The sequence below is a fragment of the Pedobacter sp. genome (assembly GCF_031119335.1).
GTDB lineage: Bacteria > Bacteroidota > Bacteroidia > Sphingobacteriales > Sphingobacteriaceae > Pedobacter.
In genome coordinates this window covers 26,952-44,349 of the sequence record NZ_JAVHXT010000022.1, presented here as the reverse complement: position 1 = coordinate 44,349, position 17,398 = coordinate 26,952, and the positions used below count along the sequence as shown (strand labels likewise).

General features: G+C 38.6%; 14 protein-coding genes. 2 read left to right on the top strand and 12 right to left on the bottom strand.

Annotated features, from left to right (window positions below; translation table 11 throughout):
• Positions 1–3: 3 nt before the first annotated feature.
• Complete coding sequence (gene rplC, locus REI64_RS17615) at positions 4–621, bottom strand: 50S ribosomal protein L3 (RefSeq protein ID WP_308851468.1); 618 nt, start codon at positions 619–621, stop codon at positions 4–6.
• A gap of 355 nt (positions 622–976) precedes the next feature.
• A complete protein-coding gene (locus tag REI64_RS17610; RefSeq protein ID WP_308851467.1) occupies positions 977–1,138 on the bottom strand; it encodes a hypothetical protein in 162 nt (53 codons plus the stop codon).
• Between REI64_RS17610 and REI64_RS17605 the strand changes: the two genes are divergently transcribed.
• Positions 1,137–1,379 (top strand): hypothetical protein, encoded by a 243-nt coding sequence (locus REI64_RS17605; protein WP_308851466.1) that lies wholly within the window; start codon positions 1,137–1,139, stop codon positions 1,377–1,379. The genes REI64_RS17610 and REI64_RS17605 overlap by 2 nt on opposite strands.
• A gap of 14 nt (positions 1,380–1,393) precedes the next feature.
• On the opposite strand, the gene REI64_RS17600 is transcribed toward REI64_RS17605, so the two are convergent.
• The 4 genes from REI64_RS17600 to REI64_RS17585 form a co-directional block, all read right to left on the bottom strand.
• Positions 1,394–1,783 (bottom strand): DUF1634 domain-containing protein, encoded by a 390-nt coding sequence (locus REI64_RS17600; RefSeq protein WP_308851465.1) that lies wholly within the window; start codon positions 1,781–1,783, stop codon positions 1,394–1,396.
• Positions 1,784–1,959: 176 nt separating this feature from the next.
• Positions 1,960–2,796 (bottom strand): sulfite exporter TauE/SafE family protein, encoded by an 837-nt coding sequence (locus REI64_RS17595; protein ID WP_308851464.1) that lies wholly within the window; start codon positions 2,794–2,796, stop codon positions 1,960–1,962.
• A 482-nt stretch (positions 2,797–3,278) separates the two neighbouring features.
• Positions 3,279–5,831, bottom strand: coding sequence for an adenosylcobalamin-dependent ribonucleoside-diphosphate reductase (locus REI64_RS17590; protein WP_308851463.1), 2,553 nt, complete (start codon positions 5,829–5,831; stop codon positions 3,279–3,281).
• A gap of 298 nt (positions 5,832–6,129) precedes the next feature.
• Positions 6,130–7,383 (bottom strand): prephenate dehydrogenase, encoded by a 1,254-nt coding sequence (locus REI64_RS17585; RefSeq protein ID WP_308851462.1) that lies wholly within the window; start codon positions 7,381–7,383, stop codon positions 6,130–6,132.
• A 160-nt stretch (positions 7,384–7,543) separates the two neighbouring features.
• Here REI64_RS17585 and REI64_RS17580 point away from each other — a divergent pair, with 160 nt between their 5' ends.
• Positions 7,544–8,218, top strand: a complete 675-nt coding sequence (locus tag REI64_RS17580; RefSeq protein ID WP_308851461.1) for a hypothetical protein — start codon at positions 7,544–7,546, stop codon at positions 8,216–8,218.
• Between the two features lie 307 nt (positions 8,219–8,525).
• Here the strand turns inward: REI64_RS17580 and REI64_RS17575 are convergent, their stop codons facing one another.
• From REI64_RS17575 to REI64_RS17550, 6 genes are all read right to left on the bottom strand, one after another.
• Positions 8,526–9,752, bottom strand: a complete 1,227-nt coding sequence (locus REI64_RS17575; protein WP_308851460.1) for a M14 family metallopeptidase — start codon at positions 9,750–9,752, stop codon at positions 8,526–8,528.
• Positions 9,753–9,820: 68 nt separating this feature from the next.
• On the bottom strand, positions 9,821–10,780 hold the full coding sequence (locus REI64_RS17570) for a hypothetical protein (protein WP_308851459.1): 960 nt from the start codon (positions 10,778–10,780) through the stop codon (positions 9,821–9,823).
• 22 nt (positions 10,781–10,802) lie between these two features.
• Complete coding sequence (locus REI64_RS17565; protein ID WP_308851458.1) at positions 10,803–11,504, bottom strand: hypothetical protein; 702 nt, start codon at positions 11,502–11,504, stop codon at positions 10,803–10,805.
• A gap of 24 nt (positions 11,505–11,528) precedes the next feature.
• A complete protein-coding gene (locus tag REI64_RS17560; protein WP_308851457.1) occupies positions 11,529–12,161 on the bottom strand; it encodes a hypothetical protein in 633 nt (210 codons plus the stop codon).
• A gap of 129 nt (positions 12,162–12,290) precedes the next feature.
• The gene (locus REI64_RS17555) at positions 12,291–13,829 is read right to left on the bottom strand and encodes a RagB/SusD family nutrient uptake outer membrane protein (RefSeq protein WP_308851456.1); all 1,539 of its coding nucleotides are present in this window, start codon (positions 13,827–13,829) and stop codon (positions 12,291–12,293) included.
• A gap of 10 nt (positions 13,830–13,839) precedes the next feature.
• The gene (locus tag REI64_RS17550; RefSeq protein ID WP_308851455.1) at positions 13,840–17,241 is read right to left on the bottom strand and encodes a SusC/RagA family TonB-linked outer membrane protein; all 3,402 of its coding nucleotides are present in this window, start codon (positions 17,239–17,241) and stop codon (positions 13,840–13,842) included.
• Positions 17,242–17,398 lie beyond the last annotated feature (157 nt).

Genomic DNA, 17,398 nt, shown 5'->3' with positions numbered 1-17,398 from the left:
TGCTTACTTATCTAAGATTACGTAAGAACCTTTAGCTCCTGGAATGGAACCACTAACTACTACTAGGTTTTGCTCAGCGTAAACTTTCAATACTTGTAAGTTTTGAACTTTCACTCTATCACCACCTGTTCTACCAGCCATACGCATTCCTTTGAATACACGTGAAGGCCATGAAGAAGCTCCTAACGAACCTGGTGCACGCATCCTGTTGTGCTGACCGTGAGTTTGACCACCCACACCGGCAAAACCGTGACGTTTTACCACACCTTGGAAACCTTTACCTTTTGAAGTTCCCACAACATCAACATAGTCACCTTCAGCGAAGATGTCTACAGTAACTGTATCGCCTAAGTTTAAAGCATTTTCAAACTCAGCGAACTCTACCAATTTACGTTTTGGAGTTGTGTTTGCTTTAGCGTAATGGCCTTTTAATGGCTGCGTTACGTTTTTTTCTTTTGCCTCATCAAATCCCAACTGGATTGACGAGTAACCGTCTTTTTCTTCGGTTTTAACTTGTGTTACTACACAAGGCCCAGCTTCGATTACAGTACAAGGAATGTTTCTTCCTTCTGCATCGAAAATACTGGTCATTCCTACTTTTTTTCCAATAATTCCTGACATTTCTTTATTTAAGTTAACACCCATCGAAGCAGTAGGGCTTCGTTCAAGGTGGATATACAATCCCCGCAAAGGGACGGCAAAGATAGGCAAGAATTATTAATTTTCAAATAGTTAGCTAAAAAATTTTTAAGGTTTTATTAGCCGATGCTTTTGCTAGAAAAAAGTGATCGGGTTTTACCCTACGCAGAATCTATGAGAAAACACAAACAACTGATAAATAACGAATTATATTTTTTCAGTTTTTTTTTGAAAAGCATGTACAGAAGCATTATTAAGGCTTAGCCCCCTCTTTACGCTTTGCTACGTTGGCAAACACATAGGTTTGCCACTACGTGTTCGCTTCAATAGGGTTTGGTTAACTCAATTCAGCAAAAGAAAACAACACATGGCTCAAGTAAAAAATGATGATAATATTTAACACCATTAAAAAACCACCATCGTATTTAACACACAGGAATGGCTTCAAATCTACATTATAAATTACTACATTAGAGCTATCATATAATGTAATAACCATGAAAAAAGCTTTGGTAATATATCTATTTGTATTCACCAGTATAATGTTTAGCTCTTGCGCAGCAAAAAGGATGCAATATATGCAAGAAGAAGATCCAGCTACATTTGTTAAGAAGAAAAAAGAACCAAAGCTGTTAAGAGCCGCCGATGAAATGCTGGACCATTACGGTAAAAAGTTGAGAGGGGAATTGGATAGGCACCCAGTTGAAACATCGAAACCGCCTAAAGGAACTTTTCATTAATTGACAAATCAGCGTTAATGCGCAAAACCGCCGCTTAAGCTCACCATAATAATTGCCAGAACAATTAGTCCTATTAATACATATAGATAATCTTTTTCGAGGAAGAAAGTTACGACCGCCATTAACACCCTAGCAATTGGAGTGAATATTAACATCAGCAAGCCGAACTGCACTACCGCCGCACCTCTAAAAGTTAGCACGTTTGCGAATATAGTTTCTACAGTTTTTAAAGAAACCTTGTTGAAACTAAATTCTGCATAGTCTATTTTCTCGCTGCCGTGCTCAGATAGATAAATGATACCACCAAGAACAACGATCACCATAGAGATATAAACTCCAGCTCGCAATAAATTGCCTACTAGCGATTGGATGTCTTTATCTGTTATGTTTTTTGTTTGTTCCATGCTTATTTTAAAAACAATCTGTTTTCTTCCTCAATTTTTATCAGCTTTCGCTATCCCGATATCATCCATCCCAAAATTTATTTAAGGATACTAAAGCAAAAAGTCATTTCTAATGCTTTAAGATTCCCGCCTACGCGGGAATGACGCTACGACGAACGGAGAACTGCCAACAATCTTTAAAATCCTCCTGTTAAACCTTTATAAATCATTTGCAATGCCAATATAGTTACCACTACTGCAAAAATCATTTTCAATTTATCTGTTTTAGCTTTTACCAAAACCTTTGCACCAACCGTAGCTCCAATTAAAACACCAATACAAACCGGCATTGCAATTCCGGGATCTATTTGCCCACGATGTAAATAAACTACCGCACTAGCCGCAGCTGTAACGCCCATCATAAAATTACTGGTAGTGGTAGATACTTTAAAAGGCAAGCGCATGATGTTGTCCATGGCAATTACTTTTAAGGCACCACTGCCGATGCCTAACAATCCCGACAAAGTTCCTGCAAAAAGCATCATAAAAAATCCTCCAGCTACATTTTTTACAGCGTAAGGCGTAACAACACCTTGATTTGGATAAGAGCCATTAAGTTTGAAGAACTTGGCTCCTTTGCTCGTATATTCTAAAGTAGTATGATCTACTTTTTTCTTCAAAGTCATTAATGAGGAGAAAATGAGGATGCAACCGAATATTACAGCTACATAGCCTGCATTTAAATATACTGCAATTACAGCTCCCAAAATTGCACCAACGGTGGTTGCTATTTCCAAGAACATTCCTATTCGCATATTGGTAAGGCCTTCTTTTACGTACGCTGCGGCAGAACCGGTAGACGTTGCAATTACCGAAATAATTGATGCTCCAATAGCATAATGTATATCGACACCTAGACCTAAAGTTAGCAAGGGAATGATGATTACGCCACCACCTAAACCAGTTAACGAACCTAAAAAGCCCGCTAAAAAAGCACCGATAAGCACAATTAAGGTAAATAGCAATACTGACATGCAACAAATATAAGCGACAGGAATTGGCTTTATGCAATAAAACAGCAATAAAAGAAAGTCTATAGGATACTTAGAAATTATCGATTATAGTGGTTTTTGGCTGGTTTATTCTATGGATGTCGAGGCAACACCATAGTTTAAAACGTCATTGCGAGGCACAGTTTATCCCGAATGGCCCTATCGTGTGGACACATCTCGTTCCTCCCCCTTGAATCCCCCTCCAAAGGGGGACACACTGTGCCTAAGCATTTTGCATATCCCCCTCTCCGAGGGGGCAGGGGGAGGAAAACAACATTTTCCAATATTTGTGTCCACACGATAGGAATGGTCGCGACAAACTGTGCCTCGCAATGACGAAACGCTTAGAAGACTTACGAAGTTTAACTTTAACATATTACTGTTATTCAACGGAAAAGTTGAGGGCTTCGCCGTTTAAAAACTTCGTAAGTCTAGGAGAAATGATGTGCTATTAATGGGTTGCCTTACCCACACTTAGAAGAACCACAGTCGCTGCAGGTTAAACAACCTTCTTGGTAATGTAAGTTGGTAGAGTTACAGTTGCTACATTTGGCTTTACTTGTTTCTGTACCATCAGGTATGTAACGTTTTAACGCTCTTCCCACACCGTTTTTCCAAGTATTGATAGCTTCATCTAGCTGTAGACTACCAATTAACTCTACCACTTTTTCAATTGGCATACCATGGCGCAAGGTACTTGAAATCAGCTTTGCATAATTCCAATATTCTGGATTAAACTTATGTGACAAGCCTTCGATGGTAGTTTTATACCCTCTTTGGTTTTTAAACTGGAAATCGTACCTAGAAGTGCCATCGGCCTCCTTATTCTTGATAATAGAACCACGGTTAAGCCAACGAGGAATGGAAATACCATCTTCATCATCTGCAAGGCCTGTAAAAATTTCATAGGGCCTTTCATCTACCAAACCAATAAAAGCAATCCATTTATCTTTATTGTTCTGAAAACGCACTACATCAGCCTCCAGAACCTGAGGACGGGTAGTTGGAAAAGTCGCCTCTTCATCAACCTTAGCTCCTTCCTTTTTCTTATCATCTATGGCGATTAATACCCCCGAACGCGAACCATCACGATAAACTGTTACTCCTTTGCATCCTGCTTTCCAAGCCGCCATATATAATTCGCCAACCAATTCTTCCGATACATCGTTTGGCATATTAATAGTTACGCTGATAGAATGATCTACCCATTTTTGGATAGCACCTTGCATCCTCACCTTCTCCAAATAATCAACATCGTTTGACGTAGCTTTATAATAAGGTGATTTTTCGATCAACGCATTTAGCTCATCCTGACTATAATTATAAGTAGTATCGTGACCATTAATTTCCATCCAATCTTTAAATTTATGATGGAATACAATGTATTCTTCCCAAGAGTCGCCTACTTCATCAACAAAATCAACTCTTACATCTTTATCATTAGGATTTACTTTTCTGCGGCGCTTGTAAACCGGCATAAATACTGGCTCTACACCCGAAGTAGTTTGCGACATTAAGCTTGTGGTACCAGTTGGTGCGATGGTTAATAAAGCAATGTTTCTGCGACCATATTCCGTCATATCGTAATACAGTTGCGCATCAGCTTCTTTTAATCTCAACATAAACGGATTAGCCTTTTCTTTATCCGCATCGTAAATGGTGAAAGCGCCTCTTTCTTTTGCCATATCAACAGATGACCTGTAAGCTGCCAAAGCCAAGTTTTTATGAACTTCAATTGAAAATTCAGTAGCCTCTTTTGTGCCATAACGCAAATTTAGAGCAGCCAACATATCGCCTTCTGCGGTAATCCCCACACCTGTACGCCTTCCTTCTTCGGCCTTTTTACGGATATTTAACCAAAGATTTTGCTCCGTTCTTTTGATTTCAGCTTCTTCTGGATCTTCATCTATTTTCTCTAATATCGCATCAATCTTTTCTAATTCTAAGTCGATGATATCATCCATCATTCGTTGCGCCAAACCCACATGTTCTTTGAAAAGTTCCCAATTAAATGAAGCTTTTGACGTGAACGGGTTTTCTACATAAGAATATAAGTTGATAGCCAGAAGACGGCAAGAATCGTATGGGCACAAAGGAATTTCACCGCAGGGATTAGTAGACACCGTTTCGTAACCTAAATCGGCGTAGCAATCTGGCAGCGACTCTTTAATAATGGTATCCCAAAATAAAATACCTGGTTCTGCTGATCGCCAGGCGTTGTGCACAATCTTTTTCCAAAGCGAATTGGCATCAGTTTCTTTTGTAAACAAAGGATTACTCGCTTTAACAGGATATTGCTGAACATAAGGCACTCCACTTTCTACCGCTTTCATGAACTCATCGTTGATACGCACAGACACATTTGCGCCTGTCACTTTACCTTGTTCTAATTTAGCATCAATAAAATCTTCGGCATCTGGATGTTTGATAGACACCGACAACATCAAAGCACCTCTACGACCATCTTGCGCAACTTCGCGAGTAGAATTAGAGAAACGCTCCATAAATGGCACAATACCAGTGGAAGTTAGTGCCGAGTTTTTAACTGCAGAACCTTTTGGACGGATATGCGACAAATCGTGACCAACACCTCCCCTACGTTTCATCAACTGTACTTGTTCCTGGTCTATTTTCATAATTCCACCGTAGGAATCTGAATCACCGTTGTTGCCAATTACAAAGCAGTTTGAAAGCGAAGCTATTTGGAAAGGGTTTCCAATGCCAGTCATAGGGCTACCTTGCGGGATGATATATTTGAAATCTTTAATGAGTTCGAAAATCTCCCCTTCGGATAAAGGATTAGGATATTTTTGCTCGACCCTTGCTATCTCAGATGATATGCGTTTGTGCATATCGTTAGGATCACGTTCGTACAAAACCCCGGCCGAATCTTTTAAAGCATACTTGTTTACCCAAACTCTAGCGGCTAAATCATCGCCTTTAAAATATTGAAGTGCAGCGGCATAAGCTTCATCTTGTGTATAGATATTAGTTTTTTGAGCAGTTATCTGTTCCATAGTATTGATTTTTTCCTTACCCAAACTTACCAAAAAAGAAAATTAATAAAAATGATTTAAAACAATTGTTTACAAAAACACACAATCAACAATCTAATTATCAAACAATTGAACTTTTTAAAAAATAAAAAAGTTTACAAAAAATTATTTCTATATGATAAACACAATAATAAAACATAAAACACAATATTGATTTTGCTTACCTTTTAAATAGATTGCTTCGCCGAATGGTCGGAGCAGGCTGTCGTTCCTTCTCGCAATGACGCATTACGTAAGCATGTAGTTAAACCAGAGGATCTCAGTCCATCAATTTAGAAATCATCTCAGCACTTAGTGCTCTTGCTTGCTCTAATCGACCGTCGAAAAAAGTTTTGGCAGCCTCAAAATGCGCCTTGTAGCCTTTCATGTCGCCGTAACCGATAATTGAAGCCCATTCATGTACAGCGGTATGAAATTCTAAGTCATCTTTTCTGATGCTTTTATCGTAAAGTGCCGCTTGGATAGTTTCTTCCAATAGTTCTTCGTCTTTAAAAAGATATTCGGCTATACCCAAACGTAAACGGAAAGGCGGTGTTTGGCAGATGAGATTATCATACGGACTTACGCCCATAGCATGCCAAGCGCAAACCATACTCAAAATGCTGAGGTGTGAATTAGGCTTTCGGGTGTGAGATTTATCGGCCATACTAAAAGCATCCATTACCTGATCATTCAATAATAAAGGTCTATCGTCATTAAACACAAAATTTTTAGCGGCATAGATTTTTTCCCTGAAAGCAGTTTCGTTCTCCGCAATCATTAGGCTAAACAATTCACTTTCAGTTTTAGCATACTGGCGTACTTGAACTTGTGCATAAGGATTTAAAATAGCTAAGCCGGCATAGATGTGCGATTTATAGCTGAAAATGCGCAAGGTAGTCAACACTTTCACATTATCGATCCCACCAGCGTAAACTGGATTATCCCAAGGATAAAAGCCAGCATTTTTCCAAGCAGAGCCCATACTTTCGAAACCCATGTGCGTAACTGCTTGGGTATCGGCTACAATCTTATCGTGCTGCTGGTAGCTCTTCATTTGAATGATTTTAGAACCCAACGCATTGTACAACTTTAAAGCTTTTTGGTAAACTTCGTCGCTTGCTCTGTGACGAATAACAACCAATGTTTGTCCTTCGGTGTTAAATCCTGGTCCATGCAACGAATGGCAAGTAACAATATTCGCATCGATAGGCAGGTGTTTGTCGAAAGCGGCAATTTCTGGGTGTTTCACTGAAGTTTGTCCAGCTACTATGGCACCATACTTCGTAGATTTGGCGAATTGCGATACTACCGCTTCTACCTTCTCAGCCTCTACACAGTAAATAATAAAGTCGGATTTTCTGGAAACCTCGTGACCATCAGGCAAAATTTCGATTTGCTGGGATGAAAGCTCCCTCGTTAAAGCTTCTAATCTATCACTAACATCGGTGCCACAAACCTCGTAACCTGCCTTTGCAAAGGCAAGGGCATAAAGCCTGCCCATATCTCCCAAACCAATTATTCCGATACGCATTTTGCAAATTTATTGTTGCAGGAGGATAAAAAAATGACGCTAGTCAATTGAAATATTGATTAAACATCCTAACTTGAGCAAAATTAACAGCATACAACACAATTGACATAGTTCACAATAAATTTTTACTAATACTGTTTTAGTATAAATGATGATCATTATGAGAAAAGCCTTACTCTCTATTTCTAGCATTTTGTTATTTAGCTTCTTTTGCAACGATACTTTTGCCCAAACACCTGCCGCTACCACTACTCAAAAACCTACGGCTGCAGCCCAAAGAACAACTTATTATCGTGATACGGTTAAAAATACCGACCCAAGTTTAAATGGGCAATATAGATTTATGCTATCGCGAACACGCACATCGGCCGATGGTTACAAAATGGTAGCTGGTTATAGATTAGACCAACTTTGGAAAAGTGTGAGCGATACTTTACGTAAGGAAAGAGCCGAGAAGAAAAACATCCAACAAAAACTCACCGAGCAAGACAAAACTATCAGTTATTTAAAAACGGAGATTTCTGGCAAAGAAGCTTCTCTAACGGAGAACACCAATAAAGTTAATGAAATCCGATTTTTGGGCATTCCATTTGAGAAAGGCACCTATAATATTATGGTTTGGAGTGTAATAGGCGTTTTAGCTGTAGCTTTAATTATTGTAATTGCCAGATCTGCCAAAAACATCACCGAAGCAAAACACCGCACCCAGCTTTATAACGAGGTAGCCGAAGAGTATCAGGCTTTTAAGGCTAAATCTGTAGAGAAAGAGCGTAAGTTGGCTAGAGAGCTACAAGATGAACGGAATAAGTTGGATGAGCTGAATGGGAGAAGGTAAAGATTCTTAATACTTTGTCTTGATACAAAGTATTGCAAAAATCAAGGCTGTATTGCCTTCCTAACATTACGCTAGCAAAACTTTGATGGCGAAATTAGAATGTCTTGCCCTAAAGCAATTGCCGACGCTCGACTGCCTAATTTCTTATATGGAGCTAAACTTGGAGGTGACTACAAAAGTTTATAGCGTATTTATGTTTTTATAGGTAACTATGAGCTCTGGGCTTCGCCCTATCGGTTTACTGCGTATTGTGTCGGAATCCAATAAGGCCATTTACGCTCTTGGTAAGGTTACGGCTTTAAAGCACCTAGTTCTTCTGCAACTCCTCCATCAGTACTTCTGCTACTTTAGTTGCTTTTTCTTTGATGTAAGAACGTGGGGTGTTATCTCCAACTTCGTAGGTTAGGGCTTCGGCATTTAAAACTTTGCCCAACCAGGCCTTAGATACGTTACCACCATTTCCAGAAGGTTTAACTGGAGTTTGTCTGGCTCCTTCGAAATCATGCAAGCCTTTGATCCAAGCATTGGTTAAGCCTGGCTTATTGGTGTCTGGCCTATCATCATTAGTATAAAGTACGTCGTTAAAAGTTGAATGGAAATCTAATGCAAAATAAACCTTTGCATTTTGCTGCTTTACCTTAGCCAATAGATAATCTCTAATAGCCCGTGTTTCAGGCTGCTTAAAATCTATCCAATCCCTATTTAAATCTACACCAGCAAAACTGTGTCGCCAATTGCCTTCGTCCACACCGTCGGGGTTTATCATTGGAATAATTACCAACTCGTAATTATTAACGAAATTTTCGGCGAGCTCACTGCTTCCCAACAAGGTTTCCACAAACTGAACCATAGCCATGTAACCAGAAATTTCTGGCGGATGCTGGCGACTTAAAACAACGACGATTTTTTTACCATCGCTTTTGGTAGAATTTAGCGCAACAATTGGTTTCCCTCCGATACTGTGTCCAATTACAGTTTTAACAAGCCCACGTTGTTTGGTTAATTCATCCATCCATCGGTAAGATTGATTAGACGAAATAATTTCTTGTGCCGCTACTGTTAAGGTATCTTTTGTAAGCTGCAATTTAAATGAGGCTTCGGTTTTTTCTTTGTTAACTTTTACATCATTAATAGTTTGCCATTGCTGCCCATCTATTGTGGTTTTTGGGTGGTAGCGATGTTTATCGTCGGGATACAATAAATTGATATAAACGTTCTTTTGTGGCTTCCCCCAAACTTTAAAGGCGAACCAAGCACTTGGATTAATTGGCTTATTTTCGGCCTCTATGGTGATATTGAAAGTACTATCGTTTAATTTTTGAAGTTGATTTACCCTCGCAGACTGGAAATCATTACTAAAAAAGACACCTTCCCCCTTAAAAGCAAAAACTTTTCTTTCTTGTGGTTTAATCTTAATCGCAGCTAGATCTACATTAACTTTTTGATGGATTTCTGTAGGTTTCTTGATAGCGCATGCTTGCATCAGTAATACAAATGCAGCACCTAAAAGGTATTTTTTAGCACTTAACTTCATTACATCTAATCAACTATAAATTATCATATTTTCTAAAGTAGGTTTTATCTAACGTTTAAACAACTTTACTAGTTTACATTTGGAAACAAACCGTAGTGGTTTTTCATGTATTTGATAATTGCATCGGCTATTTTGGCTCCAGAAGCTTTGCGCTGAGCTGGGGTATTTCTAAGGTTAGAACCGTTGGTTTCCAATTGAATTGCAGAAACCGTTCCTCCGTCTCTGGAACCATACGTTAAAGTACAATAACCTCCGTTGAAATAATCATCTTGTTCTGGTTTGGGATCTTGTTTGCTCGGTACCGCGGGAACTCCTTCATTAGCCAATAGCGTACCGAAAGCATAATCGCCTCTAATTAGTTGAGAGAAAGTGTATGGAGAATTTTTGGCCAAATGGTAAATACTGGAAGTTGCAGGTACCGAATTTAGAACAGCATCGGTTGCATTTAAGTTAGTCCTTGACACGATGTAACCTACTTCAACACGCTGTTTGGTATGTCCGTGCCCGTGCATATCTAGAAACAAGCCTTTACCCACATTTTGTTGCACCATATCTCGTGCACCCTTTAAAAAAGCATGATATTCACGCCATAAAGCATTAGCTGCTTCACTTTTATGATAAGCTTCTTCCAAAGACCTGTTGGGCTCCATTCGCGATCTTGCCACATCATTGAAAATGACATGAGGACGCAAACCTGTTTTAGCAAAAAGTGCGTTAGAAATCTCCTCGGTTAGAAGCGTCAAATACAAATCTCTTACTGTAACGGCATCTTTATGATCTCGCAGAGGCATACTAGCAGGTGTAAGTTCACCATCATGAGGTGACGCTAAAATAATGGGAGAATTAGCATCTCCTACCTTAAAAGTAACATATTTATTACTTCCGTAAACTATTGTATTAGGTTTGTATACAACTTCTGTGGGCTTTGGTCCAGTTCCGCCACCGTCTCCCCCCGTATCTCCACCTTTTTTGCATGCAACAAATACTGATAAAACCCCAGCAATAAGCAACAAATTAATTCTTTTCATCATATCACGATTTAGTTATCATCTATTTAATTAGACCAGCAGCTGTCCATTTGTCTAATACTACACCCACCACATCTCCCACGCCATAAGCAGGATCTTTGTTTACATCACTGCCCCATTTGTATCCTGAGGGCACATTCGAATCGTGCCTATAACCTCTAATATGGGTATATTCATGTGCCCAATGCCTAGCCAAACGCTGTGCCAGCCTCTTTTCACTTAATTTAAGCCAATAATCATTGGTGGTAATTCTAGTTCCGCAAGCACTTGCCGAACCTAATGTAGTGGTATTATCTCCGTTCTTTCTTATGTTTACAGCAATACTGAAAGTTGTATTGGGTAGTAAGTTATCGTAAACGGATTTACCAGCTATGCTACGTCCGGTAACAGTACTACCGTAAACTCTATTGAAACAAGTAGAAGTTGATTTAGTATAAGCAGAATCGTGAAAATTACGCTTGTAAAGTTCATCTCGAAAATCCTTCGAAGCAAAAACTTTATTTAGCAAATCCTGCGTTTTCTTTACCGTATCAGCAAAAGTAGATGGCAAAGTGGCGTCTGAAGTAACGGTATAGCTTAAACTCAATTTCACATCTTTCACGGTCTCAATATTAGCATACTTTGGAAGTTCTTCTTTAGGATCAGCGCCTTCCTTATTTTTTTTACAAGCTACAAGTGCGGCAAATGCCGCCATTGTTAATGAGGTTAGGATTATTTTTTTCATGAGCTATTAATTTTACGTTATCGTTTAAAGCAATCCTTTTTTTGTCCAATCTAGCATGATATCACCAACAATACTTCCCACGCCCATTGCAGGATCATCACCTTTTTTAAACTTATGTTCCTTTGGCAGCAACTTATCATGCTTATAGCCGCATACGTGGGTGTACTCGTGTGCCAAATGCCTTACAAACCTTAACGACAAATGTTGTCCGTTTTTAATCCAGTAGTCGTGGCTAGTAATTCTGTTAACGCAAAAGGTAGCAAAACCCATTACGCTGGTTTTTTCACCATCCTTATATTTTTTGATAACCCACTCTATCTCGATATTTGGATTACGGGTGATATTTTCGTAGACGCCTAATCCGCTGACTCTACCTTTCTCATCATAAATACGTTCGAAGCAAGTTTTTTTCGTTTTTGAAAAGGCCGAATCGGCAAAAGAACGTTTAGATAATTCCTTTTTGAACTCTTCTGATGACAATATTTTTGATAGAATATCCTCAGCTTTTTTCAAGGTATCAACAAATCCTTCAGGCAATATTACATTGTCGGCAACATTAACCTTTGCACTAAATTTAACCTGCTTAGCTATTTTGATTTTATCATCTTCCTGCTTACCTATAAAAGAAATAGCAAGCAGCCCTAATACGCAAAGCATTATTATAAAGCTTAACCGGAAATTTTTAATGAAATTCATAACAAGAAAAGATTTAATTTTGGCAATAGAAAGCTAGTGGAAGGCACGAATGTGCCCTCCTGCTAACATATTAACTAACTTATTATTTGCTTATGGATTGTTTACGTTGATAAAAGGGTTGGCCTGAATTTCCCTTCTAGGAATTTTAAATTGCCACCAGATACCTCCAGCAGATCTTTCCAAATATTGGCCTAATTCAGTGGTAGCTCCTGTTCCGGTTCTATCAAGAGCTTGGTTTTTACGCTTAAGATCCAGAAATCTAAACCCTTCACCCCAAAGCTCAATCCTTCTTTGTATATCTATGTAGGTTGCAATATCGTCTACATCAATGGTTGCCGGGTCTAAATTAGGATCACGATTCATCGCTAATACTTTTATCACATCTAGTGCTTCTTGTTTTAAGCCCTTCATGGCCAAAGCCTCGGCTTCTATCAGATACATTTCTGCAGCACGCATAAATGGTATATCACCTCCACTAACCGCTGGATCGGCAACTACAAACTTTTTGTGCATCAATCTTCTCCTCACCTGCTGAGGCTCGGGCTGACCAGTTGAAGCGTTAACCACCCCTGGAAAATTTACAAAATCATTCACATCATCGCAGAATAATTTTCTCCTAACGTCTGTAACAGTTAGACTATTGTAAAGCAATACATTGATTAGCTTTGGATTTGGTCTGGTATGCGCCGAATTGAAATTAGAAGACATATAGGCATAGAACGAGCCATAGGTAGGCAACTGTTCTGTTAACTGATGAGCTCCCCACATCCATTCTGCGTTCTTCATATCTGTAAAACCATCAAGATAAGCAGCGTTAGACATTAAGGTATAACCTTTTCTGGCCTCTTTAGCATTTGTGATAGCCAAATCCCAGTTCCATTGCGTTAATGCTACTCTCGCTTTTAAACCATGGGCTACCGATTTATCGATATGAGTTCTATAAATACCTCTGGCGGGAGCTCCGGCCAATAATAATATAGCCTCATCTAAGTCTTTGTTAATAGATGCATACATGTCATCTACCGAAGCTCTAGGTTGTGGCTGTTCAGAATAAAAGGTCATTAATGGGGCTCCCAAATTAGGAAATTCTCCTTCTTTATTATCTGGCAAGCCAACATCGTTTAGATTATATCTTTTACCAAATAACTGCACTAACATAAAATGTGAAAATGCTCTTAGAGACAGCAACTCACCTTTAACCGTATTTAACTCTACCTGGCTTACATCTGGCACTCTATCTAATCCACTTAGGAGCATATTTACGTTAGCCAAAATTCGGTAGTACATTCTATAAGAAAACAGTGGCAAAGCATTACCTTCTGCCCTATGGTCTGCCCATCTATAAGAGCCTCTAAAGTAAGAGGTACCTGTAGCTGTATGTACAATATCTTCTCCTAAAAAGTCGAAGACGATCATCATCGAAGCCTGTCCATCTTCTTCTTGATTAGAGTACTGCATATACAACATTCTGTAAATGCCGTTTAAGTTTACCCTAACGTTATTAATGTTGTCAAAAACCCTATCAGACTTAATTTGATCAGAAGGATTGGTATCTAAATAGCTCTTTTTACATGAGCCCAAGCCTATTAATAAAAGCGTAAAAACTGTATATAAAAATTTCTTGTTCATCTTAAAAGTATTACAATGTTAAATTAAGACCGAAACTTACAATACGTGAAGGTGCATAAGTATACGACGCTGAACCAGTATAAGTTTGCGTTGGATCTAAGCCTCTACGTTTTGATGTGATAAATAAATTCTCTCCGTTAACATAAGCCTTGGCATTTGTTAACTTTAGCCTAGCCACTGTTTTCTTGGGAAAGCTATACGTTAAAGCTACCGTTCGCAGGTTCAAGTAATTAGAACTCGTTAACCATCTGTCACTTTGCGATAAGTAACTCGCTGTAATATCCACCTTATTAACGGTAGAAATATCTCCAGGTTTTTGCCATCTAGTTAGCATGTCTTTATGCATTGCTCTACCGTTCGAGGTTGCTGATGTGCTTCCTCTAAACATTAAACTTTGATAATCGTTATCATAAGTGTAACCACCTATTTGATAAATTACCAACGCTTGCAAAGACCAGTTTTTATAGGTAAAAGTGTTGTTTATACTTCCAAAAAAATCTGGAATAGCAGAACCTGCATAGTAATATTGTGCGTTGGCCGTACCAGATGTAAGTGTGTCAGCACCAATTATTACCCTATTGGTAGTAGTTGTTTTGTCTACTGGACGATATAAATTTGCTCCGTTATTCGGATTTACCATTACAAAGTCATACAGCCAATAATCATATAAAGATCTACCTACATTATATCGTTTAGTACCGTTCTGTCTATTTATGTATGAATCTGGTAACGACATGATTTTATTCTCAAGAGTTGTTGCGTTGAATACTACACTCCAATTGAAACTTTTTGTCTTAACAGGAACACCATTCAATTGCAACTCGATGCCTTGATTTCTCATACTTCCGAAGTTATCATCTCTTGTTAAAACGCCCGAAGTTAGCGGCATGTTAATGTCAAATAACAGATTTTTAGACTGACGCCTGAATGCCTCAATAGTTGCACCAAATCTATTTTTAAAAGCCGATACCTCTACCGCCACATCAGCGTTAAAGTTGGTTTCCCATCTTAACCTATCGTTCCCCAGCTGTGTAAAAATCATTCCCGGCTCCGAACCATTATCATAGCCTAAAGTATACAGGTTCATATAGGTAAAATAAGTACCTGTCCTATCGTTACCTACTTCACCATAAGAACCTCTTATTTTTAGGTTATCTATCCATTTTACCTTAAAAAATTTCTCTCTGTCTATATTATAAGCACCACTAACCGACCAAAATTTACCCCAACGGTAGTCTGGATGGAAACGTGATGACCCATCATATCTAAACGAGGCAGATAAAATGTATTTGCTTTTGTAACTGTAATCAAGTTTTGAAAGATATCCTTCTGTTCTGTAATCTCTATCATAAGAACCCAAGGCGGTTGTAGTTGTCATGTTATCTAACACCGGCAAACCTTCAATACCCTCCATTCTTTTAGCACCCCTGAAATAATCATAATAACTCCAGTAATTCTCGTGACCTAAAAGCAAGCTAACTTTGTGCTTATTAAATGTTTTAGACCAATTTAATAGTTGGTTAAAGTTCAGGTATGCTGTAGTAGTATTGATTCTAATGGTACGGCCAGCACCGATAGCGTCTCCCATCACACTATTATCATAGGCCACGCCACGGAAATTGCCTAAATTATAACTGAAGTTAGATGTAAATTTGAAGTCTTTCAAAAATTTTGCCTCTACATTCGCTACTCCATTTAAAGAGTTTCTTCGATCCTGATTAACGTTATACAGCGTTTCGTACACTACGTTTCTACCTGTAAATAGTGGTCTGTAATCACCATTATCAAATATTTTATTTCCTTTTGAATCCAACAAATATGCCCCGGTTATAGGGTCGTGTTTATAAACTGGATAAATAGGTGCCATTATTAAATCTACATAGAATGGATTTTCGTTGATACCGCTCGACTCGTTCGCTTGATCAGATTTAGTGTAGGTACCAAACATATTGAGACCAAACTTTAACCAATCACTTGCGGCTGCATTTACTCTTAAACGACCAGAAAAGCGTTTAAAATCCGAGCCTTTTACATAACCATTTTCATCGAGATAGTTCACAGAAACAAAATGATCCGTTTTTGCACTCCCACCGCTTACTGACAGTGACATGTCCGAACGCATACCTAGTCTCTGTAATTCTTTCCCAAAGCTTAAATCATCAGGATATAAAAGCTTAGCGTTAGGGTTAAGTAGGCCATTGCCAAGCACAATTTCATCATTAGCAACATTAAAAGGATTCCAACCAACATAACCAATTAAGCCATTGGTTGCCGCTGTAGCAGCTGCTAGGCTGTCTGCTGGGTTAACGCTAGTGCCTAACACACTATTTCTAATCCCTTCCCATACTACCGGAAAATACTCGTAAGCGTTAAGCGTTTCGTAATTAGGTAAACCTCGATTAGAAAAGGCTTGAGTAAATTTAGCTGTGATATTAGTTTTACCTGTGCTTGAGCCTCTTTTGGTTGTTATCATGATTACACCATTTGCAGCTCTTGCACCATAAAGTGCCGTTGCAGACGCATCTTTCAATATAGAAATATTGTCGATATCCTCAGCATTGATGTTACTGATTACGCCTTCATAAGGTGCGCCATCTAAAACATAAAGCGGATCATTGTCACCGGTAATAGAACCAAAACCTCTAATACGAACCACTGGGCCTTCGCCTGGTTGTCCACTGCCTGCGGTAGTTTGTACACCTGGAGAGGCACCAACTATTGCGGAGTTGAGGTTACTTATAGGCCTTTGTTCTATGTCTTTAGCCGATATTTTGGTTACTGAATTTGTTAATTCTGCCTTGGTTGACGTACCAAATGCAATAACAACTTCATCTAGTTGCTTACTGTCTCTGGCCAAGGTTACTTCGTATTTTAAAGCTGATGTAAGCGGTAGTTCTTTAGTTACATATCCTATATATGTAAAAACTAGTACTTTGTCGCTGGCTTTTACCTTAACAGAAAACTCACCTTCACCATTTGTCATAGTGCCAACTACAGAGCCTTTAACTCTTACAGATACACCGTATAATGGAGAATTGTCTTCAGCGTCGATAATTTTTCCCGTTATTGTTCGGTCTTGCTGATTTACATTTTCTAAAGCAGTGTTATCCCGATTGTCTGTAGCAGGTTTTAAGGAAATAATTTTGTCTTCGATGGTATAACTTAAAGACATTCCCTTTAAAACCGATGACAATACTACATCGATAGGTGCGTTAGAAAAATTTGTAGAAACCCTTTTTTCATCTGCTACTTCTTTACTATTGTAGATAAAATAGTAGCCAGTCTGATTTCTCAGTTCTTTAAACACTTCTTTTAAAGTGATGTTTTGCTTTTTGATACTTACGTTTTGCCCCAAAGTTTTGGCACTAACGTGTAAGCTGAAAACAAACACAATTACGGCAATGATTCTCATAACCAGTAAGGCTTTTTTAAATAGTTGTTTTTGTTTGGTCGAAAAATCGTTACTAAAATTAGCATACGACAATCTACAATGTATTTTTTCTTTCATACATTTGTATATAAGGGTTTTGAATAAATAGTGGTTTGTTTATTATTTTTTTAAGCCTTCT